This window comes from Legionella brunensis, assembly GCF_001467025.1.
GTDB classification, from domain to species: domain Bacteria; phylum Pseudomonadota; class Gammaproteobacteria; order Legionellales; family Legionellaceae; genus Tatlockia; species Tatlockia brunensis.
The window spans coordinates 44,386-68,342 of sequence record NZ_LNXV01000007.1 but is presented as its reverse complement, the minus strand read 5'-3'; the positions used below and the strand labels follow the sequence as shown (position 1 = coordinate 68,342).

Below are 23,957 nucleotides of genomic sequence, written 5' to 3'. Positions count from 1 at the left end.
TTTAAACATGGATAAGTTAACCAATTTTTTGACTGCTAACAAAATTCCAATTGGTCATTGGGGAAAAAAATTTATTACATTTATAACAATTAACTGTGAAAGTTTTTTTGATTCTGTTTCTTATATATTGACTTTTATTCTTGAAAATCTTGTTTCTATATTCCTGTGGTTCTCCCCTCCTTTCCTGGTCATGGTTATTGCTCTTTTAGCATGGTATTTGCAAAAATCATGGAGGCTGGCATTTTTTGTTGTTTTCGGGCTATTGTTTATCATTAATCAAGGTTTGTGGAAGGAAGCGATTGAAACCATAGTGCTGGTTGTAAGTGCAACAACAGTTTCTATGACAATTGGAGTTCCCATAGGGATCTTGGCGGCTCACAACAGACGTATTTACGTATTGCTACATCCCTTACTTGACCTCATGCAAACCATGCCGACCTTTGTATACCTTATTCCCGTGCTCCTCTTGTTTGGTTTAGGTATTGCTCCTGGTTTTATAGTAACAGTAATATTTGCAACTCCAGCACCTATCAGGCTTACCTATCTTGGGATTATTTCTGTGCCAAAAATTTTAGTGGACGCTGGAGAGGCTTTTGGCGCAACCAAACAACAGTTGTTATGGAAAATTGAATTACCAGCTGCGTTGCCAGCTATCATGGCAGGTCTAACTCAGTGCATCATGCTTTCACTCTCCATGGTTGTGATAGCAGCATTGATAGGTGCATCAGGGCTTGGCAATCCCGTTGTACGGAGCTTGAATTCTCTCAATATTTCTCTCGGTATTGAAGCCGGTATTGCAATTGTGATTCTTGCTATTGTCATAGATAGGATGTGCAGGGTTTCAATTGGAGAGAAAGTATGACTGTCGCCGTTGAACTCAAAAATGTGGATATTATTTTTGGCAAAAATATCAATGAGGCCCTAGCTTTGCTTGACGCAGGAAAAACACGCTCAGAAATTCTAAAAGAAACTGGTAAGGTGATTGGGTGCTTTGGAGTAAATTTGACAGTCAGAGAGGCTGAGATCAGTGTGATCATGGGGCTTTCAGGATCAGGCAAGTCGACAATTTTACGTGCTGTGAATGGTCTTAACAGAATTTCGCGCGGAAATGTCCTTGTGCGAGATGGTGAAAAGATAGTGGATATCGCCACTTGTAATGAAGCAATACTTCGCCACATACGGCAAAAACAAATTGCAATGGTTTTCCAGCAATTTGCACTTTTGCCTTGGCTTACTGTAGCAGAGAATGTAGGTTTTGGTCTTGCTTTATCTGGGACATCTCAGGCTAATTATAAGAAGCGCATTGATAAGCAATTGAAACTTGTTGGACTTGAGCAACAATGGGTGAATAAATTGCCACATGAACTATCTAGTGGCATGCAACAACGTGTAGGCTTGGCTAGAGCTCTGGCTATGGAAGCTCCAATCTTGCTCATGGATGAACCTTTTTCGGCGCTTGATCCGCTAATTCGTACCAAACTTCAAGATGAGCTTTTACAATTACAAAAGACATTAAAAAAAACGATTATCTTTGTGAGTCATGACCTTGAAGAAGCACTGAAGATTGGTAGCCATATTTCTATAGTGGAAAATGGACGTATTGTACAAACGGGTAGACCAGAGGACATTATACTCCATCCGGTCAATGACTATGTTAGAGACTTTGTTACTAATGTGAATTTCTTAAGTGTGCTCACTGCAAATAATATCATGCATCGAATCGATGAACTGGAACAAGATATGCAACATTGGATATGGCTTGATCCGCACAAGACGGCTCGATTTAAGTTGGGCAAAAACAATCAGGTTGTAGCAATTGAGAGAAATGGTCAAGTAGCAAACTGGATTCCTTGCATAAAAGCAAAAAGTAACTTGGCAAATAAGCGCTCGTTGATATTCTGGACTAACCCCAGCACTGTACTTAAAACAGTGTTGTTGGCTTTTCAGAGTGACGATACAGTACCTGTGGTTCTTCTGAATGAGAACCATACATTTGCGGGTGTGATTTGTGCAATCGACCTTCTATCACTTATGTCAAATAATCGTTCCGTTGCAAAAACTAAAATCTGAACAAAAGCCTATCTTCAGGATGAATCTCAGCCCTAAACCTCAAGACGCTCATTAATGTATAATACTTCATTCCTGTTGCCATACATCCAGATCTTAAACTATCCTTTTTTGAACATAGGCATATGAGATTATAAGAATACAACATATACCATCTAAGGAATGAAAAGAATACATTGATTCTTTGAATTGATTGTGTTGAAAAAATATTGGCGTTTAAAGTTGCTTAATAAGTCCATTGCCAGTTTGGGCTGTATAGAGGAAAACCCGTATTTGATTTTCAAACATCTCTAAAAGATTTTATTTGCGCAGAAACATCTCTGAAGCAATATTCTGACAGGATACGAAAGTTGTTAGACTATTAAAGTGACGTGGAGTTAGGATAGACAGTATTCTTGTCTCAGTTCTATCTTACAAAGATGGACACCTCTTGAGATGCTTTAGGCTTCTTAACTAAATTAAGCTTGCTCACCACATCTACAGTCTGGCCTCCTAGCAAATCCTGTTAGCCGGACAAGAAATACTATCTATGCTTTAAAAATAAGCCATTCTCTTATTAAAGGCAACTTCTCAATTGTTAATAATTAGCAAATTTCGTACTTTTAAAAATTTGCTGTAACCCTAATCTTAGTTGTTCAACCCCAATGTGCTAGGAAAGAGTTTTTATCATGTTCAGCTTGGAGTGTAGTTATGAGGATCGCCATGGGTAAGAACAAAATGCATTTTTTCTTTACTAAATTGCCTCTTCCATTGCTGAAGTAGACTTAGCCCTCTAAGCAGTTTTGTTTGATTTTCCTTAAGCCGGGAAAACATTACTGAGGCATAGGTTTTATCTTTTATTTTAACTTTATAATTAATCCATTGTTCTAAATCTATAGCATACGCAATATCGAAATTTTCTTTACTAAAGTATGGAAACTCTTGTGGGGGAAGCTTATGTAATTGAAAAAAAAGTTTTGCCAGCTTATCTGCCAATAATTGATTTGGGGTATAGGAAGGATGAACCCCTTCAATGTGATCAAACAAAGAAAGGACTACATTATCCGTCGCAAAACAAAATTTCCCAGAAGAATTGGCAATCATGTATGCAAGATTTTTTATACCAAACTAATTCCTAAATCGGTGCAATGCAATCCCTGTCTGATTAAGAGATTCTATCGTAGGATGGATAGGAACAAGTGACTAATCTTGGGGGTGAATTTTCAAGAATAGTTTTTTATTATCTTTAGTGGTAACAATAAATCCATAAAAAGAACCAATGTCAATGAACTCTAACTGAATAGCCTTAATTTGATACCCTTGATAAAGAAAATCAATTACTTGCTCGTTTGAAAAAGATAACTCTTTGCGACGCATTACTGTTATCTCCAATTCAAGTAAGGCTCATGAATATTGCTTTTTAAACTAAACAGAATATGGTTATTATCAATCCAAACATCGATTCTACCAAACCAGCATATTTTATTTAATTATATCTGGCTGCAAGCTACACTATTAAAATAGAACAACTCCATTGGTACATCCGGGACAAAATCCTATAGTCCCTTTTTGAGCCTGTTATGAAGAGAATAGCTTCTATTACCTTGAAAATCTTCTTATTCGTATTGATCATTCTATCTGGCATCCTCTGGTATCTTTACTCTAGGTATGAACCGCAATTAACTTATGACGTTGTTAACCTTGAAAATCGCTCCGGAATTTATCTTATTAACCAAGAACCAGCGATAAAGACCTTTTTTGCGACTAATCGTGACATAGCTTTAAAGCCAAACCCGGTTTATACCAGCTCCATGGCAAAACAGCTAAATTACGGCATTGCCTATGTTCCTATACCTAGACAATATCGTTCTGGTGGTGTTTTTGATACTTCCCACTTGCTTAAGTTACAACAACTTGGTGAAAAAAATTTCTATCCGTCATTAAAAAATGCCATCGGTAGTAGCAAGTCCAAACTATTAGTGATATGGGTGCATGGCTATGATAATAGTTTCACTGGTACAGCCTCTGTACTTGCAAGAGGCGCTTATGATTTAAATACAGAAGCAACTTATTTATTTTTTTCTTGGCCGAGTAAGCACAGGCTTTTCTCTTACACTGCAGACGAGGAAACAGAAAAGAAAAGCGCACCTGCCTTCGCACAATTTTTAAAGCAATTACATCAAGAAATTCCAGAAGCAAAATTAGTCATTATTGCTCATAGTTTGGGGACGCGCTTGATTTGCGACAGCTTCGATATTTTATATCAAGATAAAAACTGGTCAGATGCTGATAATGAAATAGAAGATGTGATCATGATAGCTCCCGATGTGAATGAAGATGATTTTGACTTTGAATTTAAAAATCAGATTTTATCCATGGTAAAACGGTTAACCGTCTATGTGGCTTCAGATGATCAAGCCTTACTAATTTCCCACCTTGAATTTGGCGAGAAGCCTTTAGGCCTTCCTACCGAGTTCAGATCAGATAGCCATCTTGATGAAACGCAAGCTCTTTTAGCAATTATGCCTAACCAAAACTCACATTTTAACATTATTGATGCCACCTACATTGTTAAACCTGAATTTCTAAAACACCGTTACTATCGTTCAAGAGCAATTGTTTCCGATATTTATTGGCTGCTTCATAACACCCCTAGTCATCAAAGACAGCTTTACCGCAGTAAACTAACGCCCAACCAGCATTATTGGATATTGCCTCCTTAAATAGCAAACTTACGACATAATTGTTGCAAGTTTAGCCAAGACGGCATCCACTTGAATCAGTTTCATCGCCTCTTCTCCATGGACTTTGGTTCCCCAAACATCATCAGTCTCTTTTTTTAAGAGGGTTGCTACGGCCTCAGGATAACAATCAACCACTAAATGCTTAAAGGTATACGGGCCTGAAATTTGGTAATTGGTTACTGCATGCAATGCAACCACTGGGGTGCCTACAGCACTTGCCATATGAGATGGCCCTGTATCTGGGCATAGTAACGCGTGAGCTTGGCTTATCACGGCTAATAACTGCTTGGGCTTTGTTTTACCGACTAAATCCGTGCAGTTAACTTGTTTGCTTATGGCGTCAGCCAGTTCTCTATCAAAAACACCAGGACCGCCAGTTAGGACAACTTGGGCTTGCCAGCGTTGCTGAGCCTCCTTTATGACCGCAACATAGCGCTCCACAGTCCAACTTCTTTCCGGTTTACTTGCAGCAGGATTAACTAATAATATTGGTCCCTGGGAAGGTAAATGAGTCCGAGCCCATTCATAATCCGCCTCAGTAATTGGCAAATCCCAACGCAAGACTTGCTTTTTCAGACCTAACATTTGTGCAAACTTTAAAAATCCCTCGAGATTATGTTCCTCGCCCGCAGGAATCGTTTCATTAATAAACCATTTGTGCCCATCCTTCGCTCGCTGGTAATCAAAACCAATTTTTCGCGAGGCGCGAATTAAAGGATATAGCAAATTAGCTCGGAAGCTTGCTTGTACCGCCAAAAGCACATCAAAAGAACGACCCTTCAATTGTTTTTTGAATCGCCAATAATCAGCCAAACTATTTGGTTTATTAATAACAATAAACTCTACTCCATCCATACCCTCAACCAAATCGTAGGCAGGACGCGAAATCACCCAAGTAATAGAGGCATCTGGCAAATTGGCTTGTAACGTGCGAATTAGAGGAACTAACATTAACACGTCCCCTAATGCAGACAAACGTACCACACAAATTGATTTAATCATCTTTTAGAACAAAGCGGGAGCTGCAGTAAGGACAAATTTCTGTGCCCGTTTTCTCAATGGGTAAATATACTTTTGGATGAGCGTTCCACAACTCCATTTCATCGGTTGGGCAGCTCAATGGCAAGTCACGACGATGGACAATGTAATCTTTCTTCGTGCTCGCCGGTTTTTTCTTAGTTTCAGCAGACATCATTATTCCTCTAGAAAACCTCAACATTTTGCACTCTATTATCTATTATTTCCATAATAAGCGCCACGATTTTACCTTTTGTAGCCGTCATGTCCTCGCAATCAAAAACTAAACCCTCGGGCCAATTACGCAACCACGTTAATTGCCGTTTTGCCAGTTGTCGAGTAGCAACTATACCCTTATGTTGCAAGGTTTCATAATCATAATCCCCAGCAAGGTAATTGATCACTTGGCGATAGCCCACACTACGCATTGAGGGGCATGTTGGTGGTAATTGCCATTTTTGCAGAAGTTGCGCCACCTCCCCAACAAAATCCTTCATTAACATCTGCTCGAAACGTAAAGCAATACGCTCATGCAACCAACTCCTTTGCCCCGGAAATAAGATAATATTGACAAAATGGTACTTGGCGCATCCTTTTTGTTCCGACCAAAAGAATGATAAAGGTTTACCAGTTAATTGATAAACCTCCAAAGCTCTTTGAATACGCTGCGTATCATTAGGATGAATACGCTCAGCGGAAAGAGGGTCAATTTGCTCTAGCTGTTGATGTAAATAAGACCAGCCATGTCGTTCGGCCTCTCTTAACAAACTTGCCCGGATAACCTCATCAGCCTGGGGTAAAGTTGATAAACCTTGCTGCAATGCATTGAAATACATCATGGTGCCCCCCACAAGCAAAGGAAGTTTCCCTCGCTCATAGATTGCTTCGATAAGCTCCACCGCATCCTCACAAAATTCTGCAGCGGAATAGCTCTCAATAGGATCTAAAATATCAATCAAATGGTGGGGGGCTTCCTCAAGTTCTTCAAGGCTAGGTTTTGCTGTGCCAATATTCATTTCCCTGTAAATCATTGCCGAATCAACACTAATAATTTCAAAAGGAAATATTTTTAGCAATTCACAAGCTAGTGCTGTCTTTCCAGAGGCAGTTGGCCCCATTAAACAAAAAATAGTTTTAGGCATTTAACAAATCCCAACAAATCTGGGCTGATAGTTGCCTTCGCCACGTATGCCGCTCATTGTCATTACCTAACACTTCCATATGGGCAATAAGGGCTTCTTTCTCTTCTTGAGTAGCATTTCTTGGATCAAAAAGCTGGTGCTTAAGCAAAAGCTCTACCAATCCCAAATTTGTAAGTTCTACCTCTTTAAATATAGCATTTAAGAATTGCTTAAGATTTAAGTACGGTAAGGAGATTGGTAATGTTCTAATAAATATAACATTTTCCCCCATTAAACTAATGTCTATTCCTACTTCTGCCAAATAGGATTTACAGCGATTAACCTGCTGCAAATTTAAATTATCAAGGTTATGACTTACTGGAACCAATAAAGGACGACTTATGAAAGGCCTTTCCTGCTTAAGCAACAGTGCTCTTAACCAATGGCGATATAAAGCGATAATATCCACTAAATAAGGCTGCTCTTGTAGAAAAATCAAGATAAAGTGCTCATTTAAAGTGATCCAATTTTTGGGATCGAAAGGAAATTGCTCCTTTGCGGTGGGTAAAGATGCAGGTGATATATAAGGCTCACTAACTTGAAACGCATGAAACTCTTTTTCTTCAAGCAACTTATATTGTCCTGATTCTTTAGAGAGCTGCAGAGCGTGGTGAATCTGCGTGCTTATAAAATCATGAACCAAACGAGGTTGCTGAAAACGAACCTCATGTTTAGTAGGGTGTACATTAACATCTACCTCTTGGGGAGGAATCGTTAGGTAGAGTAAGCAGGAGGGATAGCGACCCGGATGTAAGAAATTTTCATATGCCTGCTTAATAGCATGATTAAGTAATTTATCCCTAACCATACGCATGTTAATGTATATCCATTGTTTATCATTTTGGCTACGCTGATAATTCTCTTTTCCCACCCAACCTACAAGTCGCATTCCTGACTGTTCTATATCAATAAAATAAGCCTGTTCAATAAACGCTTTACCTAGGATTTTGCGAATGCGAGCCAGTTTAGTTTTATCACAGTTGGCAGCCGGTAAGTCCAATATTTTCTTTTCATTATGACTTAAAGTAATTGCTATTTGAGGGGCACTTAAAGCAAAACGTTTTACTACCATTTCTATTGCTTGAAATTCAATACGCTCTGTCTTTAGAAATTTTTTCCTAATGGGTGCATTGAAAAAAATATCACGTACATCGACTGTGGTACCCTCGTTTCTTGCACAAGGCTCTAGCTGTATGGACTCTCCATAACTTAACAACTTCATTGCATGCGTCTGTTCAGCAGGCTTAGAGCTAATTGTAAGACGCGAGATGGAAGCAATACTTGCTAAGGCTTCACCACGAAATCCCATGCTGGCGATTGAGTAGAGATCACTAAGTTGACTAATTTTACTGGTAGCATGAGGCGCAATTGCCAATGGTAAATCTTCAGCAAGAATACCAATGCCATTATCGCTAATTTTTACTTGATTCAAACCACCATAGCCAATCTCAATATTGATAAGACTGGCTTTGGCATCCAAAGAATTCTCTAATAACTCTTTAACAATAGAAGCCGGGCGTTCAATCACCTCACCGGCTGCTATTTGATTGGCTAAGGCGAGCGGTAACTGCTGGATTCTCATACGATTGGAATGATAAGTCTTTGGCCTGCTCTTAGTTGGCTTCCCGCCAAATGATTAGCCGTTTGTAAGGCTGCCACGGAAACATGATATCTGGCAGCAATCTGAGGTAGTGACTCACCTCTTTGGACCAAATGCGTATTGGCGCTTCCCGCTAATGCTTCAATACGTGTTCCATGTGGAGGATAATCCCAAAAATAACGTTTTAATCCCTCAAAGATCGCTTGCGTCAACTGCCTTTGATAAGCTGGACTATTTAAATTACTCTCTTCTCGTGGATTAGAAATAAATCCTGTTTCAATTAAAATTGAGGGGATATCCGGGGATTTTAATACCATAAACCTGGCTTGTTCTACCTTATGATTATGTAGACGAGTGATTCTATCCAAATTGAGTAGCACTCGTTCACCCATATGAAGACTGGCACCGATCGTAGCAGTTTGTGATAAATCAATTAGCACGGTGCGCACTAAACCACTTTGATCATCCAGTTCGGACAAATTCACGCCGCCTAACTCTGAATAGTTTTCTTTTTCTGCGAGCCAACGTGCAGCCTCACTTGTTGCTCCAGATTGTGATAAAGCAAAGACTGAAGCACCACTTGAATGCTGATTAATGAATGCATCCGCATGGATTGAGATAAAAACATCTGCATTGTATTTTCTGGCAATTCTTAAACGCTCACGCAGCTCAATGTAATAATCACCATTACGGGTTAGCACTGCCCTCATACCAGGCTGTCTATCAATAATTTGTTTTAATTTCTGCGCAATGGCTAAAGTCACGTATTTTTCTAATGACCTTTTCGGTCCACTAGCGCCAGGGTCTTTACCCCCATGCCCAGGGTCAAGAACAACAATGACATCTCGTAATGTTTTGGGTGGGGCATGCCGAACAGATACCGGTGTTTTAGTAACTTTTCTTGTAGTTACTTTTATCGGCATTGAATTTTGAGGTGTGTAACTAGCCCCTGAGCCACCGCCATTAGTAGTCAAATTCAGAGAGAAACTATGTTTTGCGCTCGCCAATTGCTGCAGCGGTTTTGTTTGTGTCATAACTGCTTGATTAACTTCAAATACCAAGCGTAAAGTGTGTGAGTTCGGACGGCCACTGCGAATGTACTTAATCAATTCCGGCCCCAGATTCACACGATTTAAGTTGAAAGCTAAATCTGTATTTTCAAAATCAATAACTACCCGATTAGGATTAGTAAGTGTGAACACTTTATGAGCAACTGCTCTATCGAGTGTGAATAGTACCGAAGGGGTGCCTGCTTGCTGTTTCACTTCAATTGAAAGCAGTTTTGCAGCCATTACCATCGAACAGCCTACCATCAACATACAAAAACCAAAGATGCGTTTACTCATTGTTTACTCGCAAGGCAAGACAACATTTTTTCCCCAGCGGGACTTGAAGCATTTATAGTCAACAATCGACCGCTCCCATTGATAACGAAGGCGAAATTAAGATCAACTCTCTCTAAAAAATGACCACCATGTTCTGGCCATTCGATACAGCAGACAGAATTTTCGCGAAAGTAATCCCTAAAACCAATATACTCTAGCTCTGCCTCATCGTGAATGCGATAAAGGTCAAAATGATGAACTTGAAAATTGTTACATTGGTAACTTTCAACTAAAGAAAAAGAGGGACTTTTGACCGCAGTTTTAACCCCCAAAGCACGAAGCATTGCACGAATGAAGGTTGTTTTTCCAGCACCAATTTCGCCACTGAAGCTCAAAACCAATGGGGAAAATAGCATCGTTGCTAAACTTGTAGCCAAAGATTCGCTACTTGACTCATCAGGAAGCACTAAATCGTATTTCGTCATTTATCCACCACAGCCGACCGACAATCTATTCACCTGGTGGCGCAAATAAGGCATTAGATCACTTGCTAAAAGACCACGCTCCCCCATAGCAATTGCCGCTGCATCCGCCGCCGTCGCATGTACCCAAACCCCTAACTTGGCAGCATCGGCAAGAGACAATCCCTGGGCCGCCAAACCTGCAATGACACCATTCAAGGCATCTCCCATGCCTGCACTTGCCATACCCGGATTTCCAGCAGCACATAAATAAGCTTCTGACTTATCAGTTGCTATTAATGTACCGACACCTTTAAGGATGACATGTCCTCCATACTGTTGCTGGAGCTTACATACAGCCTGGTAACGATTTTTTTGCACGTCAACAGTTGAACAACCCAATAAACTGGCCGCTTCGCCAGGATGCGGGGTTAAGATCCAGTTATCATCATGTTGGTGGTTCTTCGCCAAAATGCGTAATGCAGAAGCATCAATAACCATAGGCAACTGTGACGTGAGTGCTTTGGTAAATAATGCCATCGCCCATTCATCCTCACCTAAGCCAGGGCCGATAACACAAATTGTTGCTCGACTGATCAGGGGGGAAAGCTCTTCTACCTCCTCAATACCATAAATCATAGCCTCAGGTAGTGAAGGCAATACATGACCAGCATACTCTGGTCTTGTAGCTATAGTGACAAGTCCTGCTCCTACTCGCAATGCAGCATTGGCAGTTAAATAAACTGAGCCAGGCATACCATGACCGCCACCGATCACTAAAACATGGCCATAAAGTCCTTTATGAGAATTCTTCAAGCGACGAGGCAGTAGCGTATTGCGCAAATTTTCGTCTAACAAATAAGCTGCAGGCGAAATCGTTGACATACAATTCTCAAGCCCTAAGCTATGGCAAACAATTTTACCACAATGATCAGGACCATCTAAGGTCATTAAACCTAACTTACGAGCGATAAAAGTAGCTGTTGTTGTTGCGCGAACACAGACACCTAATACAGTTCCTGTATCTGCATTTAGGCCAGAGGGAATATCAAGAGCAAGAATAGGAAGTTCACTCTCATTAATTTGATTAATAGCCGCAACTAAAGGGCCTTTAACTTCGCCTTGTAATCCTATGCCGAGTAAAGCATCAATCACCAACTCTGCATCACTATCAATGGGGTCATCCAAACATTGACAAGGAACACCTGCGGCGATAGCAATTAACGCAGCATGACGGGCTGCAGGTGGTAAATTTTCTACGCTCTTATACTGATTGATAAGAACTGAGTAACCTTTTTCATGAGCTAAACGTGCTAATACATAACCATCTCCAGCATTGTTACCACTCCCACAAAATATAGCCAGGTTGCGTACAGCAGGATAGAGTTTAGTCAAAGTTAAAAATGCACTATGACCAGCGCGCTCCATTAGCTCATCTTCAGATAATCCTAAATCAGTAATGGCTAATTGTTCACATAAACGAATATGCTTGGATTGATACAGAGAAATCTTTGCAGTGGTCATAGCCTTTTTGTGCTCCTTCAGCAATACAAGAATAAGTTCATAACCCTGTTAGATACTCGAATCAATCGCTATCTATTAAACGATAGCTAAGAATGAGCACCATGCAGGGGGAAAACTTTACTCCTTATTTTTTACAAGAGTTAAGGCAGGTTTACGTCCCTTTTCTGTTCCTGATGTAGCTGGCGGTAACGGCTCATGAATTTCTTCCGGGAACTCCATGCCCTGACCATTTTCCTTAGCATATATTGCCAGAACTGCAGCAGGAACAATAAAAATCTGCATACTTTGGCCAGAAAAACGAGCAGTAAAGATAATTCTATCGTTCTCAAGATGCAAGCCACGACATGCTTTAGGAGAAATATTTAATACTATCCGCCCATCATTAACGAATTCTTGTGGTACCTGTACGCCAGGATAATTAGCGCTGACTAATATGTACGGTGTCTGATCATTGTCCACAATCCAATCATAAATAGCACGAATAAGATAAGGCTTATTTGAAGTCATATTCATCATCAGGCCGCTCTTACTTGCCTCTCAGCATCACTCAAGCTTGCTTGGAAGGAATCTCTCTTGAATATACGCTGCATATAAGCGTGCAAACCTTTGGCTTTGGCAGGAATATCTATGCCTAATTGGGGTAAACGCCACAATAGAGGAGCTAGTGCGCAATCTAATAAAGAAAACTCATCACTTAAAAAGTAAGGTTTATCCGCAAAAACAGGCTCAAGATTAATCAAACTTTCCATTAAATATTGACGTGATTGTTCAATTTCATGCCCTGCTTTAATGTTTTGCAGGAAACAATACCAATCTTGCTCTATGCGATGCATCATCTTACGTGCTTCAGCCCGAGCAACAGGGTAGACCGGTAAGAGTGGTGGATGAGGAAACCGTTCATCCAAATATTCCATAATGATGCGAGCTTCGTATAGAACTAATTCTCTGTCCAACAAAGTAGGAACTGTTCCATAAGGATTAACAGCAAGCAGATCGTTAGGAGCTTCACCTTGTTTGGCATGAAGAATTTCGACATTGACCCCTTTTTCAGCCAAAACTATACGAACTTGATGACTATAGATATCATCATTGTCAGAATATAAAGACATAATCGTGCGCTTTGCCACAATAGCCATCAGCAAACTCCTCGTCAATCGTTCAATTCATACCTTTTGGTATGTCAAAGGGCATTATTTTACCACAAATTTGCTCAGCGTGATGATAATTCCTGACATTTTTCTATCTTCCGAATTTATCAGCAATTTGCGGTATAACATTTTCCTCTATACTACCTTTGGAGGTTAGGATGACAAAGTTATGTTATTGAAATTTAATGGGATGCTATCCTTTCCTCTTTAAATGCATTAATGAACCTTTTTCCAATATACTCGTTTAAGTTGATACGCTATTAACCAGAAAATGCATAAGAATATAATAACAACAACTCCTATACGATAGCGAACGAGTTTAACTGGCTCTGCCACATATGTTAGAAAAGTAACCAAGTCTTCCAGAGTACTGTCAAACTCTTTTTCGTTCATTTCTCCTTGTCCAACCAATACTAAATGGGAGATTGGCGGCTTTGGTCCATTTCCCTCAGTAATCGCAACGACACGCCCAATCAAGGGTTCTAGGACATTGGGCATGGCAACATCTGGTATCAGCAAATTATTAGTACCAAAAGGTCGTTTCTTATCTTCGTAAAAACTTTTCAAATAGGTATAGATCCATTGAGGCCCACGCTCACGAGCAGTGAGTGAAAGATCAGGGGGGACAATCCCAAACCATTGTCTGGCATCAGTATCAGACATGCTAATTTGGATGGGATCATGGATTTTGGCTGTAGTAAAAACTAAGTTATTGAACAATAAGTCTTTGTCAATCTGACCATCAAAGGTCGTTAATCCTAAATCTTGAGCCATGCGGTTGTAGCGCATATAACGCAAAGCATGGCAACCTGAACAGTAATTCATGAATATTTTTGCACCACGCTGCAATTTTGCAGGATCTTGCAAATCAACTTTTACCGGCAGCATATCAATATTAGTATTAGCATGCACAAGCGAAGCAGCCAATAATCCTAAGAGATAGGAGAATACTCGCTTTTTATTCATGCTGTTATCCTCTCTGGTACGACCTTATGCTGCTCATATCGTGTATAAATGGGCATAAATAGGAAATAAGCAAAATAAATTGCTGTGAAAGCGCGAGCCAGGTATTGTTTAAAAGGGGTCATAATCACCGTGCCAAGATAACCCAGCATAATAAAGCTAATTACAAACGCCGCTAATGCATACTTTGAGTAGTAACCTTTATAACGCATCGACCGTACAGGGCTTTTATCCAACCAGGGAATAAAAAACAAAATTAATATAGCTGCCCCCATGGCTATCACTCCCAATAATTTATTAGGGATAGCCCTTAACATGGCGTAAAACGGGGTTAAATACCATACCGGAGCAATATGTTCTGGCGTAACCATTGGATTTGCCGGCACAAAATTAGCGTATTCTAGAAAATACCCGCCCATTTCTGGTATAAAAAAGACCACCGCAAAAAAGATAATTAGAAAAACAATCACACCAACAAAATCTTTAACCGTGTAATAAGGATGAAAAGGAATACCATCAAGTGGTTTTCCATTAGCATCAAGATGTTTTTTAATTTCTATTCCTTCCGGATTATTAGATCCCACTTTGTGCAAGGCAACTAAATGTAAAAAAACAAGTAATAAGAGTAATAAGGGGACGCCTACTACGTGTAAAGCAAAAAACCGTTGTAAAGTGGCATTGGCGACGTTGTAATCACCACGCAACCAAGTGGCAACACTATCCCCAACCCAAGGGATTGCACCAAAAAGCGAAGTAATCACTTGTGCTCCCCAAAAAGACATCTGCCCCCAAGGTAGCAAGTATCCAAAAAATGCTTCCGCCATCAGCAACAGGAAGATGGTTACCCCTAAAAGCCATACTAGCTCTCTGGGTTTCTGGTAAGACCCATACAGTAAGCCTCTAAACATATGCAGATAAATTACGATAAAAAAAGCAGAAGCCCCAGTGGAATGCATATAGCGCAACAACCAGCCATAATTCACATCGCGCATAATATATTCAATTGAACTAAAAGCCTGTTGCGCAGTTGGGGTATAAAACATTGTTAGCCACAACCCCGTAACGAGTTGATTAACTAAAACAATCGTTGCTAATGAACCGAAGTAATAATAAAAATTAAAATTTTTCGGTGCATAATATTCACTTGCATGCGCTCGCCAAGTACTCAATAGGGGAAAACGCGCATCTAGCCAATTAAACCATCCACTCATCTTGGATTATCCTTGTTTCTTTTCTTCACCGATTACAATGACATGTTCACTAACAAAATAATAAGGCGGCACCTGCAAATTGATTGGCGCAGGAACTCCTTTAAATACGCGTCCAGCCAAGTCGAAGGTAGATCCATGGCAAGGACAATAAAATCCTCCTGCCCAATGGGGTCCAAGTTCATTGACATTGGGAAAATACTTTGGCGAACAACCTAAGTGGGTACAAATCCCTACAAGAACCAAGTACTCTGGATTTATCGAACGATACTGGTTTTGAGCATAGGAAGGTTGTTGCTCAACCAAAGATTCAGGGTCACGTAGCTGATTTTCTGCACCTTTTAGAGTTTGCAACATTTCCTTGGTACGTCTAATAATCCATACGGGCTTACCTCGCCACTCTACTGTGACTTGTTGCCCTGGCTCTATTTTACTTAAGTCAACCTGCACTGGTGCTCCAGCAGCCTCTGCTTGTGCACTCGGAAGCCATGAAGAAATAAAGGGAGTTAAGGCGCAAGCCACCCCAACCCCTCCCAAAATGCCAGTGGTTGTTAATAAAAACTTGCGTCTTTGCTCATCAATTTCTTCTTCAGTAGGAGTATTATTTTGGCTGGGATCAGTATTATCACTCACGTTCGTCTCGTCCTGTTTTATCCCTCGGTCCATTTCCGCTAGCTATTCTAACAAGAAAAATTTAAATTCAGTTATAACAAAGAATTAGGTATTTGAAAATGAAAACTAACAGGGTCTGTTTATAATTCTATTATCTTGGTCGAAAAGCTAGCGAATTAAAACAGACCCTAGTTCTCTTTGAGTGAAATAATTTAGAATCTGCTAAAAAGATGAAATTAGCGTATTAATTGGAATTTTTTGTCAACCAGAGGTCAAGTGTTACTTTAAGTTAAAGATGGACTATGATTTTTTTCCGATAACATAGACTATGAATTAGCACAAATGTATAATTAAAATCCTTTTAACCCTAAAATAACTCAAATGCCTTTACTGACAAACCTACCGAATGAAGCAAAATGCTCAATTTCTAGACTGGTAATGCTTAATCCAATCAAAGTAACTGTCGAAAATAACAACAAATTACTCATTCAATACTTTGAGCTCGAACCTTTTTTTAAGTATTTAAAATCCATCAGGAAACCTCTTTCTCCACTTTATCACTTACCCATTGTAAACATTGAGCTAGACAGTGAATTGAAGTCAGAAATCGATCTATTTGTTAAAGAAAATGATATCGAAAGATATGAGCAAGTAAATCCTCAACTACAATTTCAACAATTACAAGAACTCATTCAGACACTTAAGAATCCCGAAAACGCTAGTTTTTTTGCGAACTGGCGAAATAAGAATCTTTTATCAAATACTATCGTAGGCGGTAGCGTCAGCGCTTTTCTGAGCCTTGCAATGTTTTCCGACGAGATAAGAATCCCAGTCGCGATATTTACTGCAATGGTTGGCGCTTTTGCAAGTTATGAAATATCCCTTCTGGATGCCCCTAATTACAATTTCTTTTCCGGGATGAGAAAAGTTCCAGAACGATTGAGCGAGATTCGCAACGAACTAAATGAAATAAATCCAGAAGTTTGGGGCAGCATGACAATACGTGGCTAACTTACTTCAAAAATTAAGATAGGGAAATTCTTTTTGGAGTATCTCGAGCACTGCCTCTAAATGCTGCTTGCTTTTAACAATAAGTAGAATGGTATCGTCACCAGCAATCGTGCCTAGGATACCGGAGTCATTAGCATTTGGGGAAGAAAAATTGACATATTTTTTATCAAGAAACGATGCAAGACTACTTGCATGCCCCGGATGAGTATGCAAAACAATCATCCCATAATCCGAAATTTGTATGTTCAAAATAAAGGGCAAACTAGGCATGCTAAAATCGACAACCCGGTACACTCCTGCCACCTTAGCAATTTTCAATTTTTTTAATCGACGCGACAAGGTCGCTTGCGGAATGTCGTAACCTCTTTCTTGTAAACATTTTTGCAGGTCGCTTTGCTCGGGAATTTCTTGCGTTTGCACAATACTTAAAATATGCCCGTCAAGAATATTGTCATAAGACATACTCAACTCCTTTATTAGATCCGCGGTATTGAATATACAGCCATCATATTGGGAATTATATCCATAATTGTTGACAGAAAAAAGCAAACTTAATATAGTCAAAAAATGGATAAAAAATGAATACAAAACTACAATGAGACTATTAATTACTCCTGCAATTATTTTTATAGGCTTTTTTATTGTCGGACTCAACAATAAAGATGCTAAATCGCCAGCGACTATTATTCATTTTGCCACTGCAGCAGAATATCCACCTTTTGAATATAAAGATCATGAAGTATTAAAGGGCTTTGATATTGACCTTGCGGAATTAATTGCTCACAAAATGGGAAAAAAAGCCGTTTTTGATAATTTGCCATTCAGCAGCATCCTGCCAGCTTTAAACTCTAGGAAAGTTGATGCAGCCATTTCGACGATAACGATCACCGAGGAAAGGAAGAACAATTTTGACTTCAGTCATCCCTATTATTTTGATGGTATCGCCGTTGTTTTTAGGAAGAAGGCACCTATTCATACTCTTTCTCAATTCGCCGGAAAAAAACTAGTTGCTCAATTAGGTAGCACTATGGAAGTTTGGCTAAAAAAACATGCTGCAGACTCTGCAATCCTAGTCATGGATAATAATAATCAAGCAATAGAAGCCTTAAAAGCCGGACATGTCGATGCAGTATTAATGGATGGAGAACAAGGCGCGATATTTACTCAGAAAAATCCAAGTTTTTCCTATGCAATAATTGCCCAATCTGAAAACGGTTATGGCATTGCCTGCCCAAAAAACTCCCCTTTAACCATCGAAATTAATAACATCCTAAGCACACTTAAAGAAAATGGCGACATCGAGAAATTAAAGAACAAATGGCTAAAAAACACTGAATGACATTCACAAAAGATTCTAATGATTTTTGAAAAATCTTCATTTCGAACCCGTCTAAGTTTTTCACACGCGATCAAAATTTAGAGAGGGTACGCAGTAGAAACGTCAGTAGTACACGCATTTCGCAGGCTTTCAAGTCAATGAGGAACTCATGGCAAAAGCAAAACCTGAAGCTCTATTCATGCATTGCATGCCTATGGAGCATGGTAAAGAAGTTTCTGTCTCCTTACCTGATATATTACTTCAGTATTATTCACTCAAAGTGAGAATAGATTACATGCACAAAAAACACTTTTATCTTTTTCTGCAGGAGAAATGGGTTTCTAAAAATCTCCAGTGTATAAGAGAGTCCCTCTATTTTTAAGAGGGACATATCTAGGAAGGTTATTGGGAATAAAACATGATTATTCCCTACGTTATTAGCTGTTAGGATTCACCACTGCCGCTTGTCTGTACGCCAAATCTTTCTTAACGTCTTCGACAATTCCCTCCACACCTTTAGCAGAAGTCGTTGACAGATTGAAAAATCTTGTCGTTCTATCTTGGCCTGTTTTAAGAATCGCGTACTCAGGCCCTTCTTTAAACTTCTCTACCACCTTATCGATTTTTTCCTGGCTGTCTAATTTAGTAATAGAAGCTTTGAAATTTGCCAAGATTTGGGTTTTTAAAGCATCTCCCTTTAAACCCCGCAAAGAAGGATCCAGATTTTTTTGCTGCTCCTCGGTTAGCTCAGCACCGAAGCTATGTTTACGACTACCTTTATCTACCCTTGCATATTGATAATGTAGCTGCATGCCTACTAGGGCATTCCACATGCTTCTAATTCCTTCTGCCAAACTTTGGCCAACATCTTTAATACCTGCTATCATGTTCAAAATGACGTTATTAGCCTTTGGTGAAGAATCTACCATCTTTTGAGCAATAGCAAATACTTCTTCGTTACTAATCTTCCCTTCTTTTTCAACGAGAGGTAAAAGCAGATTATACATTTCGTTTAAAGCTTTGAAATTTTCTTCTGCAATGGGATTGCCAGGATTTTTATCAGGGTGCCATTTTAATGCCGCTTTTTGATAATTCTTTTTTAAATCTTTAATATCTAATATCTCAGCATTATTAAAAAGCTCTAAAAGCCCATCAAAGTTGTTACTAGCCATGATTTTTTCTCCACACTTTGTATATTGCTTAGACTTAGTATATAAAATTAACCTTAAGAAATTATTACCATTACCTAAGAGCTTATTTTTTTAACTTTGTGCTGGACAAAAAACGAATTTAAGAAAGGGAGATTAGAAATAACTCGCTGATTTACAATGTATTTTATATACTCAGCTTCGACCCAAAAGGAGCATATATGACGTACATCAGCGATGTTGGGTGGGATTTTAAGTCAGCAATTAAATTGGCACAAGTCAAGAATAGACTGTTTGGCGCAAATGTTGTTAGCCCTATTTATGGTAAGAAGTGTCAATTTAAGTGAAATTGCCGTGACGATGGATGGTGATAAAGCAAGTATTGATTCACACTATAAATGCATATACCGTTTTTTTTCAAAATTTGAGTTAGATTTTACCTGGATTGCGCGCTGGATATATGCTCTATTTTTTAATAAAAATCATAAAGTCTATTTAGCTATTGATAGGACAAACTGGTATTGGGGAAAAGCTAAAATCAATGTATTTATGTTTGTTATGAAGGAATAGCTATCACTCTTTTTGGCGCCTGTTAAAGAAAGCATGAAGTACGACAGCTAAAGAGCAAATCGAATTATTATCGCGATTTGTTAATACTTTCGGTAAAGAGTCCATACAAGGCGTTCTGGGGGGATAGAGAATTCCCTAACAAAGCACTGATTGCTTGGCTTGTAACAGAAGACATTCCTTTTTATTTACGGATTAAAGGAACCGTAGACGTGTGTATAGGGAGGAGGAAATTTAAAACCTCAGCTCAATTATTCAAGCATCTAGCCCCCTATCAGCAAAACGTATTTGGGATGAATGTGACTATTTTTGGTCAATCTCTTTATTTGGCAGGGAGCAAAAATTATCGTGAAGACTTGATGGTCGTAGTGACAAATCGGCATCCCAGAAATGCTATTGCTTCCTATTTGCGCCGATGGGAAATCGAAACACTTTTTGCTGCACTAACAAAGGGATGGCAGTTTGAAGATACCCGGGTTATTGAGCCTAAACGCATCGAAAAACTCTTGGTTTTACTCGCTTTAGGATTTGTTTGGGCCCATCGAATTGGCGAATGGAGAGCATCTATCAAGCCTATTCCGCTTAAAAAATTACGCAATCAAAAAAGACCAAAAAACAGCTTTTTTCGCTTGGGCTTAGATCATCTTAGATGACTCGCTTACTCATTCTAGAATCAATACAAAATTGTTCCTCAATTTTTCAAATTGGATTCTTTTTAAATCAACAGAGACTGTCTTTTAAAAAATTGTCCGGCACAGAGATTTTTTTAATTAATAATTTTTTTGATGAGAAATTTTGCTGTGTTATAGAGTGATCAAATACTTGATTCTTATGAAAAATATTGGAGTCACATGCTTTGGTATAAGCTGTCTCTTTATAAAAAGAACAAATTCTATGAAGATTTAATTGCCAAAGAGCCAGTTTTCACCTAATCCAGCTCAACTTCATGACAATTTCGTCACCAGCTACAGTAGAACTTATTGTGAGGTGGAAATCCTGTTGCAAACTCCGAGACTTTTGTTTCTCAGGCTCACCTCGAATGACTATCCCTTGAGTTTCTTCTGAATGGAAAAGTCTTTGAAATTGCTAAAACCTTAGTTCTTAAACTTCTGCTTCGAAACATTATACAAAAGGAAGTTGAACCAATCGTCTGTTTTGTCTAAAAAGGAATGGGGTAATAGGGAATTCAACTGTCCCTTCCTTTAAGAAAGGGACAGAACTCGATGAGGATTTTTAATTGTTAGGAGCAGCTGCTTTTTTGCTTGCTAAGTCTGCCTCAACTTCTTTAACAATATCCTCAACTGCTATAGCAGAACTTGTTTTGAGATGGAAAAATCTTGTTGCCATATCTTGGCCTGTTTTAAGAATCTTATACTCAGGCCCAGCTTTAAACTCCTTCACTATTCTGTCAACATCCTCTTGATTTTGGGCCAGACGAAAAGAATCTTTGAAATTTGCCAAGATCTTGGTTTTTAAAACATCGCCTTTTAAACCCTGCAAAGAAGGGTGTAGCTTTTGTTGCTGTTCCTCAGTAAGACCCGCAGTGCTTACGTCAACCTGACGACTATGTTGCCGGCCACCATCTATGTCTACTCGTGCATACTCATAGTGTAACCCAGTAACTGCTTCAAGATTTAGTTTTGTCAGCATATCTGTAACTAAACCCTTAATTGCATCTGCTAAATCTTGGCTAACACCTGCTATCATGTTTAAAATGGTGTTATTAGCCTTCACTGAAGAAACCGCCATTTTTTCAGCAATTGCGATTTCTTCTAGTGGGCTAATTTTCCCATTCTTAGTTTCAGCAAGAGGCAAAAGCAGCGCATAATTTTTTCTTAAAATATCGAACTTTGCTCCTGCCTCAGGATCATTAGGATTTTTATCCGGATGCCATTTCGCTGCAGCATTTTTATAGCTCTTTTTTAAATTGTCAGCCGTTAGTTCCTCAACGTCCAAAAGTTCTAGCAAGCCATCAAAGTTATTACTAACAGTTTGCTTCTCTACTTTTTTACGAGCCATGATTTTTTCTCCACACTCTGTATATTGCTTAAACTTAGTATATAAAATTAAGCTTAAGAAATTATTACGCTTACCGTACGTATAAATTTTTCCAAAATGCTTTGTTTTTTAAGGAGATTGACGAAGAACTTGTGGTATTTTTGGGGTAGGAAATTAGATTAATAAGGCGTAAAACTCTACGAATTTGTGGATATAGACTTCTTTCAATGGAGACTTCCTGTGTTTATGCTTTATTAACAATTAAGCGACTACTGAATCCCGCAATATAAAAATGTAATAATTTAAATTAAAAAACCCCGCTAAAGCGGGGCTTGAGGCTAACATCATTAATATTAGCGTTTGGAGTACTGGGTTGCTCGACGTGCTTTGTGCAAACCAACCTTTTTCCTTTCCACACGTCTTGAATCGCGAGTCAACAAACCTCGATCACGCAATTTTCTGCGATAAGAAGTAGGGCTAGGCTCAGCACCTTCAACCAGGTCAGATTCATCGTAAGCAACTAATGCACGAGCTATACCCAAGCGAATAGCGCCCGCCTGACCAGAAATCCCACCACCAACTACAGTTGCATAAATATCAAATTTACCGATTACATCAACTGTTTCTAAAGGCTGGCGAACAACCATGCAGGAAGTCTCGCGACCAAAATAATCTTCTAAGGCACGATTATTAACCCTAATTTCGCCTTTACCAGGGCGTAAAAACACTCTAGCCGTTGAACTTTTTCTACGACCAGTGCCATAGTATTGCTTTCTTTCAGCCATAATGTTTATTCCTCAATGTCAAGTTGCTTAGGTTGTTGCGCAGTGTGCGGATGCTCATTGCCAGCATAAACCTTCAGCTTACGATACATTTCTCGACCCAAAGGGTTTTTAGGAAGCATTCCCTTTACAGCGAGCTCGATAATACGTACAGGATTCTTTTTCTGCAACTTATCAAAAGAAGTTGACTTTATACCACCAGGAAAACCTGAGTGATGATAGTACATCTTTTCTTTAAACTTACGGCCAGTAACAGTTACCTTTTCCGCGTTGGTTACAATGATATAATCACCTGTATCAACATGTGGTGTGTACTCAGCCTTGTGCTTGCCGCGTAAACGACGAGCAATCTCGGTAGCAAGACGACCTAAAACTTTGTCGCTAGCATCGATCACATACCAGTCGCGTTTGACTTCGTGTGACTTGGCGCTAAATGTTTTCATTAAATTAACTCCGTACCGCCTTTATTGGTAATCTTTCAATCAGACGGGCGATTTTAACTAAAAGCTGCATAACCTACAAGTCTAATACTATAAATTCTTGCAAGCTTTTTAGATTCTATGGACAATTTACTTGTTTTGATGTGCAAAAACCCCAGCTTAAGGGTCCATGGATGCCCTCAGAGGAGGTTTAATCTTAAGCAAAATGAAACTTATATCAAAAATCCAAATATATTAAAAATTAGATATTTAATTAGAAATGAGCAAGTGCTCGACCCTATTTCCTGCAATTAAGTGCTTATCTATAATCTCATCAATATCAGTCATGGAGGCGTAAGTATACCATACTCCCTCAGGATAAATAACAATGCATGGTCCCTCACTGCAACGCCCGAGACAACCAGACTTACTGATTCTTACCTTGCCTGGACCATACAAGCCAAGCTCTAGCAACCTTGCTTTCATATAATCAAAAAAAAGCCCGCCACCTGTATTCGCACAACATTGCTTGCCAGGTATTTTTTGATTAGTACACAAAAAGACATGCTTAACATAATGAGTCAATGAGCTACTTACCCCGCTCTTCAATTTTAGTTTTCAATTTAAGGCCTGGTTTAAACGTTACTACACGTCTTGCAACCACAGGAATAGCCTGTCCCGTTTTAGGATTTCTTCCAGGTCGTTGCGGCTTGTCACGCAGTGTAAAGTTACCGAAGCCTGATAACTTAACATGCTGACCATTCTCCAGACCATGTTTTAAAGTTTCAAAAAACTGTTCTACCATGTCTTTAGCATCAGATTTACCAAGACCCAATTCATTACATAAAGTTTCCGCAATCATTGCTTTACTTAGTGCATTCACGA

Annotated in this window: 29 protein-coding genes; 8 read left to right on the top strand and 21 right to left on the bottom strand. The window is 39.2% G+C overall.

The features are described from left to right. Nucleotides 1-7 precede the first annotated feature (7 nt). Entirely contained in the window at nt 8-862 is an 855-nt protein-coding gene (gene choW, locus Lbru_RS04780; protein ID WP_058441055.1) for a choline ABC transporter permease subunit, read from the top strand. Beyond that, complete coding sequence (choV, locus tag Lbru_RS04775) at nt 859-2,070, top strand: choline ABC transporter ATP-binding protein (protein ID WP_058441054.1); 1,212 nt, start codon at nt 859-861, stop codon at nt 2,068-2,070. The genes choW and choV overlap by 4 nt, the downstream gene beginning before the upstream one ends. A 669-nt stretch (nt 2,071-2,739) precedes the next feature. Here choV and Lbru_RS04770 read toward each other — a convergent pair. After that, nucleotides 2,740-3,150: an aminoglycoside phosphotransferase family protein gene (locus Lbru_RS04770; protein WP_058441053.1), complete on the bottom strand. Its 411-nt coding sequence runs from the start codon at nt 3,148-3,150 to the stop codon at nt 2,740-2,742. A gap of 99 nt (nt 3,151-3,249) precedes the next feature. After that, entirely contained in the window at nt 3,250-3,423 is a 174-nt protein-coding gene (locus Lbru_RS17100) for a hypothetical protein (RefSeq protein ID WP_157061486.1), read from the bottom strand. 203 nt (nt 3,424-3,626) lie between these two features. On the opposite strand from Lbru_RS17100, the gene Lbru_RS04765 reads away from it, so the two are divergent. Then, nucleotides 3,627-4,769, top strand: coding sequence for an alpha/beta hydrolase (locus Lbru_RS04765; protein WP_058441052.1), 1,143 nt, complete (start codon nt 3,627-3,629; stop codon nt 4,767-4,769). Nucleotides 4,770-4,778: 9 nt separating this feature from the next. Here Lbru_RS04765 and Lbru_RS04760 read toward each other — a convergent pair whose 3' ends face one another. The 12 genes from Lbru_RS04760 to petA all read right to left on the bottom strand — a co-directional run bounded on the left by Lbru_RS04760 (nt 4,779) and on the right by petA (nt 15,850). Beyond that, the gene (locus Lbru_RS04760) at nt 4,779-5,741 is read right to left on the bottom strand and encodes a glycosyltransferase family 9 protein (RefSeq protein ID WP_193786910.1); all 963 of its coding nucleotides are present in this window, start codon (nt 5,739-5,741) and stop codon (nt 4,779-4,781) included. 43 nt (nt 5,742-5,784) lie between these two features. Further along, complete coding sequence (locus tag Lbru_RS04755; RefSeq protein WP_058441050.1) at nt 5,785-5,982, bottom strand: zinc-finger domain-containing protein; 198 nt, start codon at nt 5,980-5,982, stop codon at nt 5,785-5,787. 10 nt (nt 5,983-5,992) lie between these two features. Continuing rightward, nucleotides 5,993-6,949, bottom strand: a complete 957-nt coding sequence (gene miaA, locus Lbru_RS04750; protein WP_058441049.1) for a tRNA (adenosine(37)-N6)-dimethylallyltransferase MiaA — start codon at nt 6,947-6,949, stop codon at nt 5,993-5,995. After that, nucleotides 6,942-8,570, bottom strand: coding sequence for a DNA mismatch repair endonuclease MutL (mutL, locus tag Lbru_RS04745; protein ID WP_058441048.1), 1,629 nt, complete (start codon nt 8,568-8,570; stop codon nt 6,942-6,944). The genes miaA and mutL overlap by 8 nt, the downstream gene beginning before the upstream one ends. Then, the gene (locus Lbru_RS04740; RefSeq protein ID WP_058441047.1) at nt 8,567-9,934 is read right to left on the bottom strand and encodes an N-acetylmuramoyl-L-alanine amidase; all 1,368 of its coding nucleotides are present in this window, start codon (nt 9,932-9,934) and stop codon (nt 8,567-8,569) included. The genes mutL and Lbru_RS04740 overlap by 4 nt, the downstream gene beginning before the upstream one ends. Further along, nucleotides 9,931-10,398: a tRNA (adenosine(37)-N6)-threonylcarbamoyltransferase complex ATPase subunit type 1 TsaE gene (gene tsaE / locus Lbru_RS04735; RefSeq protein WP_058441046.1), complete on the bottom strand. Its 468-nt coding sequence runs from the start codon at nt 10,396-10,398 to the stop codon at nt 9,931-9,933. The genes Lbru_RS04740 and tsaE overlap by 4 nt, the downstream gene beginning before the upstream one ends. After that, entirely contained in the window at nt 10,399-11,898 is a 1,500-nt protein-coding gene (locus Lbru_RS04730) for a bifunctional ADP-dependent NAD(P)H-hydrate dehydratase/NAD(P)H-hydrate epimerase (RefSeq protein ID WP_058441045.1), read from the bottom strand. A gap of 117 nt (nt 11,899-12,015) precedes the next feature. Further along, a complete protein-coding gene (locus Lbru_RS04725; protein ID WP_058441124.1) occupies nt 12,016-12,411 on the bottom strand; it encodes a ClpXP protease specificity-enhancing factor in 396 nt (131 codons plus the stop codon). Nucleotides 12,412-12,413: 2 nt separating this feature from the next. Next, the gene (sspA, locus tag Lbru_RS04720) at nt 12,414-13,034 is read right to left on the bottom strand and encodes a stringent starvation protein SspA (protein WP_058441044.1); all 621 of its coding nucleotides are present in this window, start codon (nt 13,032-13,034) and stop codon (nt 12,414-12,416) included. A gap of 228 nt (nt 13,035-13,262) precedes the next feature. Then, nucleotides 13,263-13,934, bottom strand: a complete 672-nt coding sequence (locus tag Lbru_RS04715; RefSeq protein ID WP_420795310.1) for a cytochrome c1 — start codon at nt 13,932-13,934, stop codon at nt 13,263-13,265. Between the two features lie 74 nt (nt 13,935-14,008). Continuing rightward, on the bottom strand, nt 14,009-15,220 hold the full coding sequence (locus tag Lbru_RS04710; protein WP_058441042.1) for a cytochrome b: 1,212 nt from the start codon (nt 15,218-15,220) through the stop codon (nt 14,009-14,011). A 6-nt stretch (nt 15,221-15,226) separates the two neighbouring features. Continuing rightward, a complete protein-coding gene (gene petA, locus Lbru_RS04705) occupies nt 15,227-15,850 on the bottom strand; it encodes a ubiquinol-cytochrome c reductase iron-sulfur subunit (protein WP_058441041.1) in 624 nt (207 codons plus the stop codon). 417 nt (nt 15,851-16,267) lie between these two features. On the opposite strand from petA, the gene Lbru_RS04700 reads away from it, so the two are divergent. Next, nucleotides 16,268-16,840, top strand: a complete 573-nt coding sequence (locus tag Lbru_RS04700; RefSeq protein WP_058441040.1) for a hypothetical protein — start codon at nt 16,268-16,270, stop codon at nt 16,838-16,840. 6 nt (nt 16,841-16,846) lie between these two features. Here the strand turns inward: Lbru_RS04700 and Lbru_RS04695 are convergent, their stop codons facing one another. Beyond that, a complete protein-coding gene (locus Lbru_RS04695; protein ID WP_058441039.1) occupies nt 16,847-17,302 on the bottom strand; it encodes an arginine repressor in 456 nt (151 codons plus the stop codon). Between the two features lie 133 nt (nt 17,303-17,435). On the opposite strand from Lbru_RS04695, the gene Lbru_RS04690 reads away from it, so the two are divergent. Further along, the gene (locus Lbru_RS04690) at nt 17,436-18,179 is read left to right on the top strand and encodes a substrate-binding periplasmic protein (RefSeq protein WP_058441038.1); all 744 of its coding nucleotides are present in this window, start codon (nt 17,436-17,438) and stop codon (nt 18,177-18,179) included. A 148-nt stretch (nt 18,180-18,327) separates the two neighbouring features. Further along, the gene (locus tag Lbru_RS04685) at nt 18,328-18,540 is read left to right on the top strand and encodes a hypothetical protein (protein WP_058441037.1); all 213 of its coding nucleotides are present in this window, start codon (nt 18,328-18,330) and stop codon (nt 18,538-18,540) included. A 55-nt stretch (nt 18,541-18,595) separates the two neighbouring features. Here Lbru_RS04685 and Lbru_RS17320 read toward each other — a convergent pair whose 3' ends face one another. Beyond that, nucleotides 18,596-19,330, bottom strand: a complete 735-nt coding sequence (locus tag Lbru_RS17320) for a DnaJ domain-containing protein (protein WP_058441036.1) — start codon at nt 19,328-19,330, stop codon at nt 18,596-18,598. Between the two features lie 279 nt (nt 19,331-19,609). Between Lbru_RS17320 and Lbru_RS17730 the strand changes: the two genes are divergently transcribed. Further along, nucleotides 19,610-19,876: a hypothetical protein gene (locus Lbru_RS17730; RefSeq protein ID WP_162262388.1), complete on the top strand. Its 267-nt coding sequence runs from the start codon at nt 19,610-19,612 to the stop codon at nt 19,874-19,876. A 77-nt stretch (nt 19,877-19,953) separates the two neighbouring features. After that, nucleotides 19,954-20,526, top strand: coding sequence for a transposase (locus Lbru_RS17725; RefSeq protein WP_131793532.1), 573 nt, complete (start codon nt 19,954-19,956; stop codon nt 20,524-20,526). Nucleotides 20,527-21,106: 580 nt separating this feature from the next. Here Lbru_RS17725 and Lbru_RS04665 read toward each other — a convergent pair. From Lbru_RS04665 to Lbru_RS04645, 5 genes are all read right to left on the bottom strand, one after another. Then, entirely contained in the window at nt 21,107-21,892 is a 786-nt protein-coding gene (locus Lbru_RS04665; RefSeq protein WP_058441033.1) for a DnaJ domain-containing protein, read from the bottom strand. A 332-nt stretch (nt 21,893-22,224) separates the two neighbouring features. Next, nucleotides 22,225-22,656 carry a 30S ribosomal protein S9 gene (rpsI, locus tag Lbru_RS04660; RefSeq protein ID WP_058441032.1) on the bottom strand — a complete coding sequence of 144 codons (432 nt, stop codon included), beginning with the start codon at nt 22,654-22,656 and terminating at the stop codon, nt 22,225-22,227. 5 nt (nt 22,657-22,661) lie between these two features. Beyond that, complete coding sequence (gene rplM / locus Lbru_RS04655; protein ID WP_058441031.1) at nt 22,662-23,096, bottom strand: 50S ribosomal protein L13; 435 nt, start codon at nt 23,094-23,096, stop codon at nt 22,662-22,664. A 246-nt stretch (nt 23,097-23,342) separates the two neighbouring features. Continuing rightward, nucleotides 23,343-23,657 carry a (2Fe-2S) ferredoxin domain-containing protein gene (locus Lbru_RS04650; RefSeq protein WP_058441030.1) on the bottom strand — a complete coding sequence of 105 codons (315 nt, stop codon included), beginning with the start codon at nt 23,655-23,657 and terminating at the stop codon, nt 23,343-23,345. Nucleotides 23,658-23,661: 4 nt separating this feature from the next. Further along, nucleotides 23,662-23,955, bottom strand: coding sequence for an integration host factor subunit alpha (locus Lbru_RS04645; protein WP_083500822.1), 294 nt, complete (start codon nt 23,953-23,955; stop codon nt 23,662-23,664). Between the last annotated feature and the right edge of the window lie 2 nt (nt 23,956-23,957).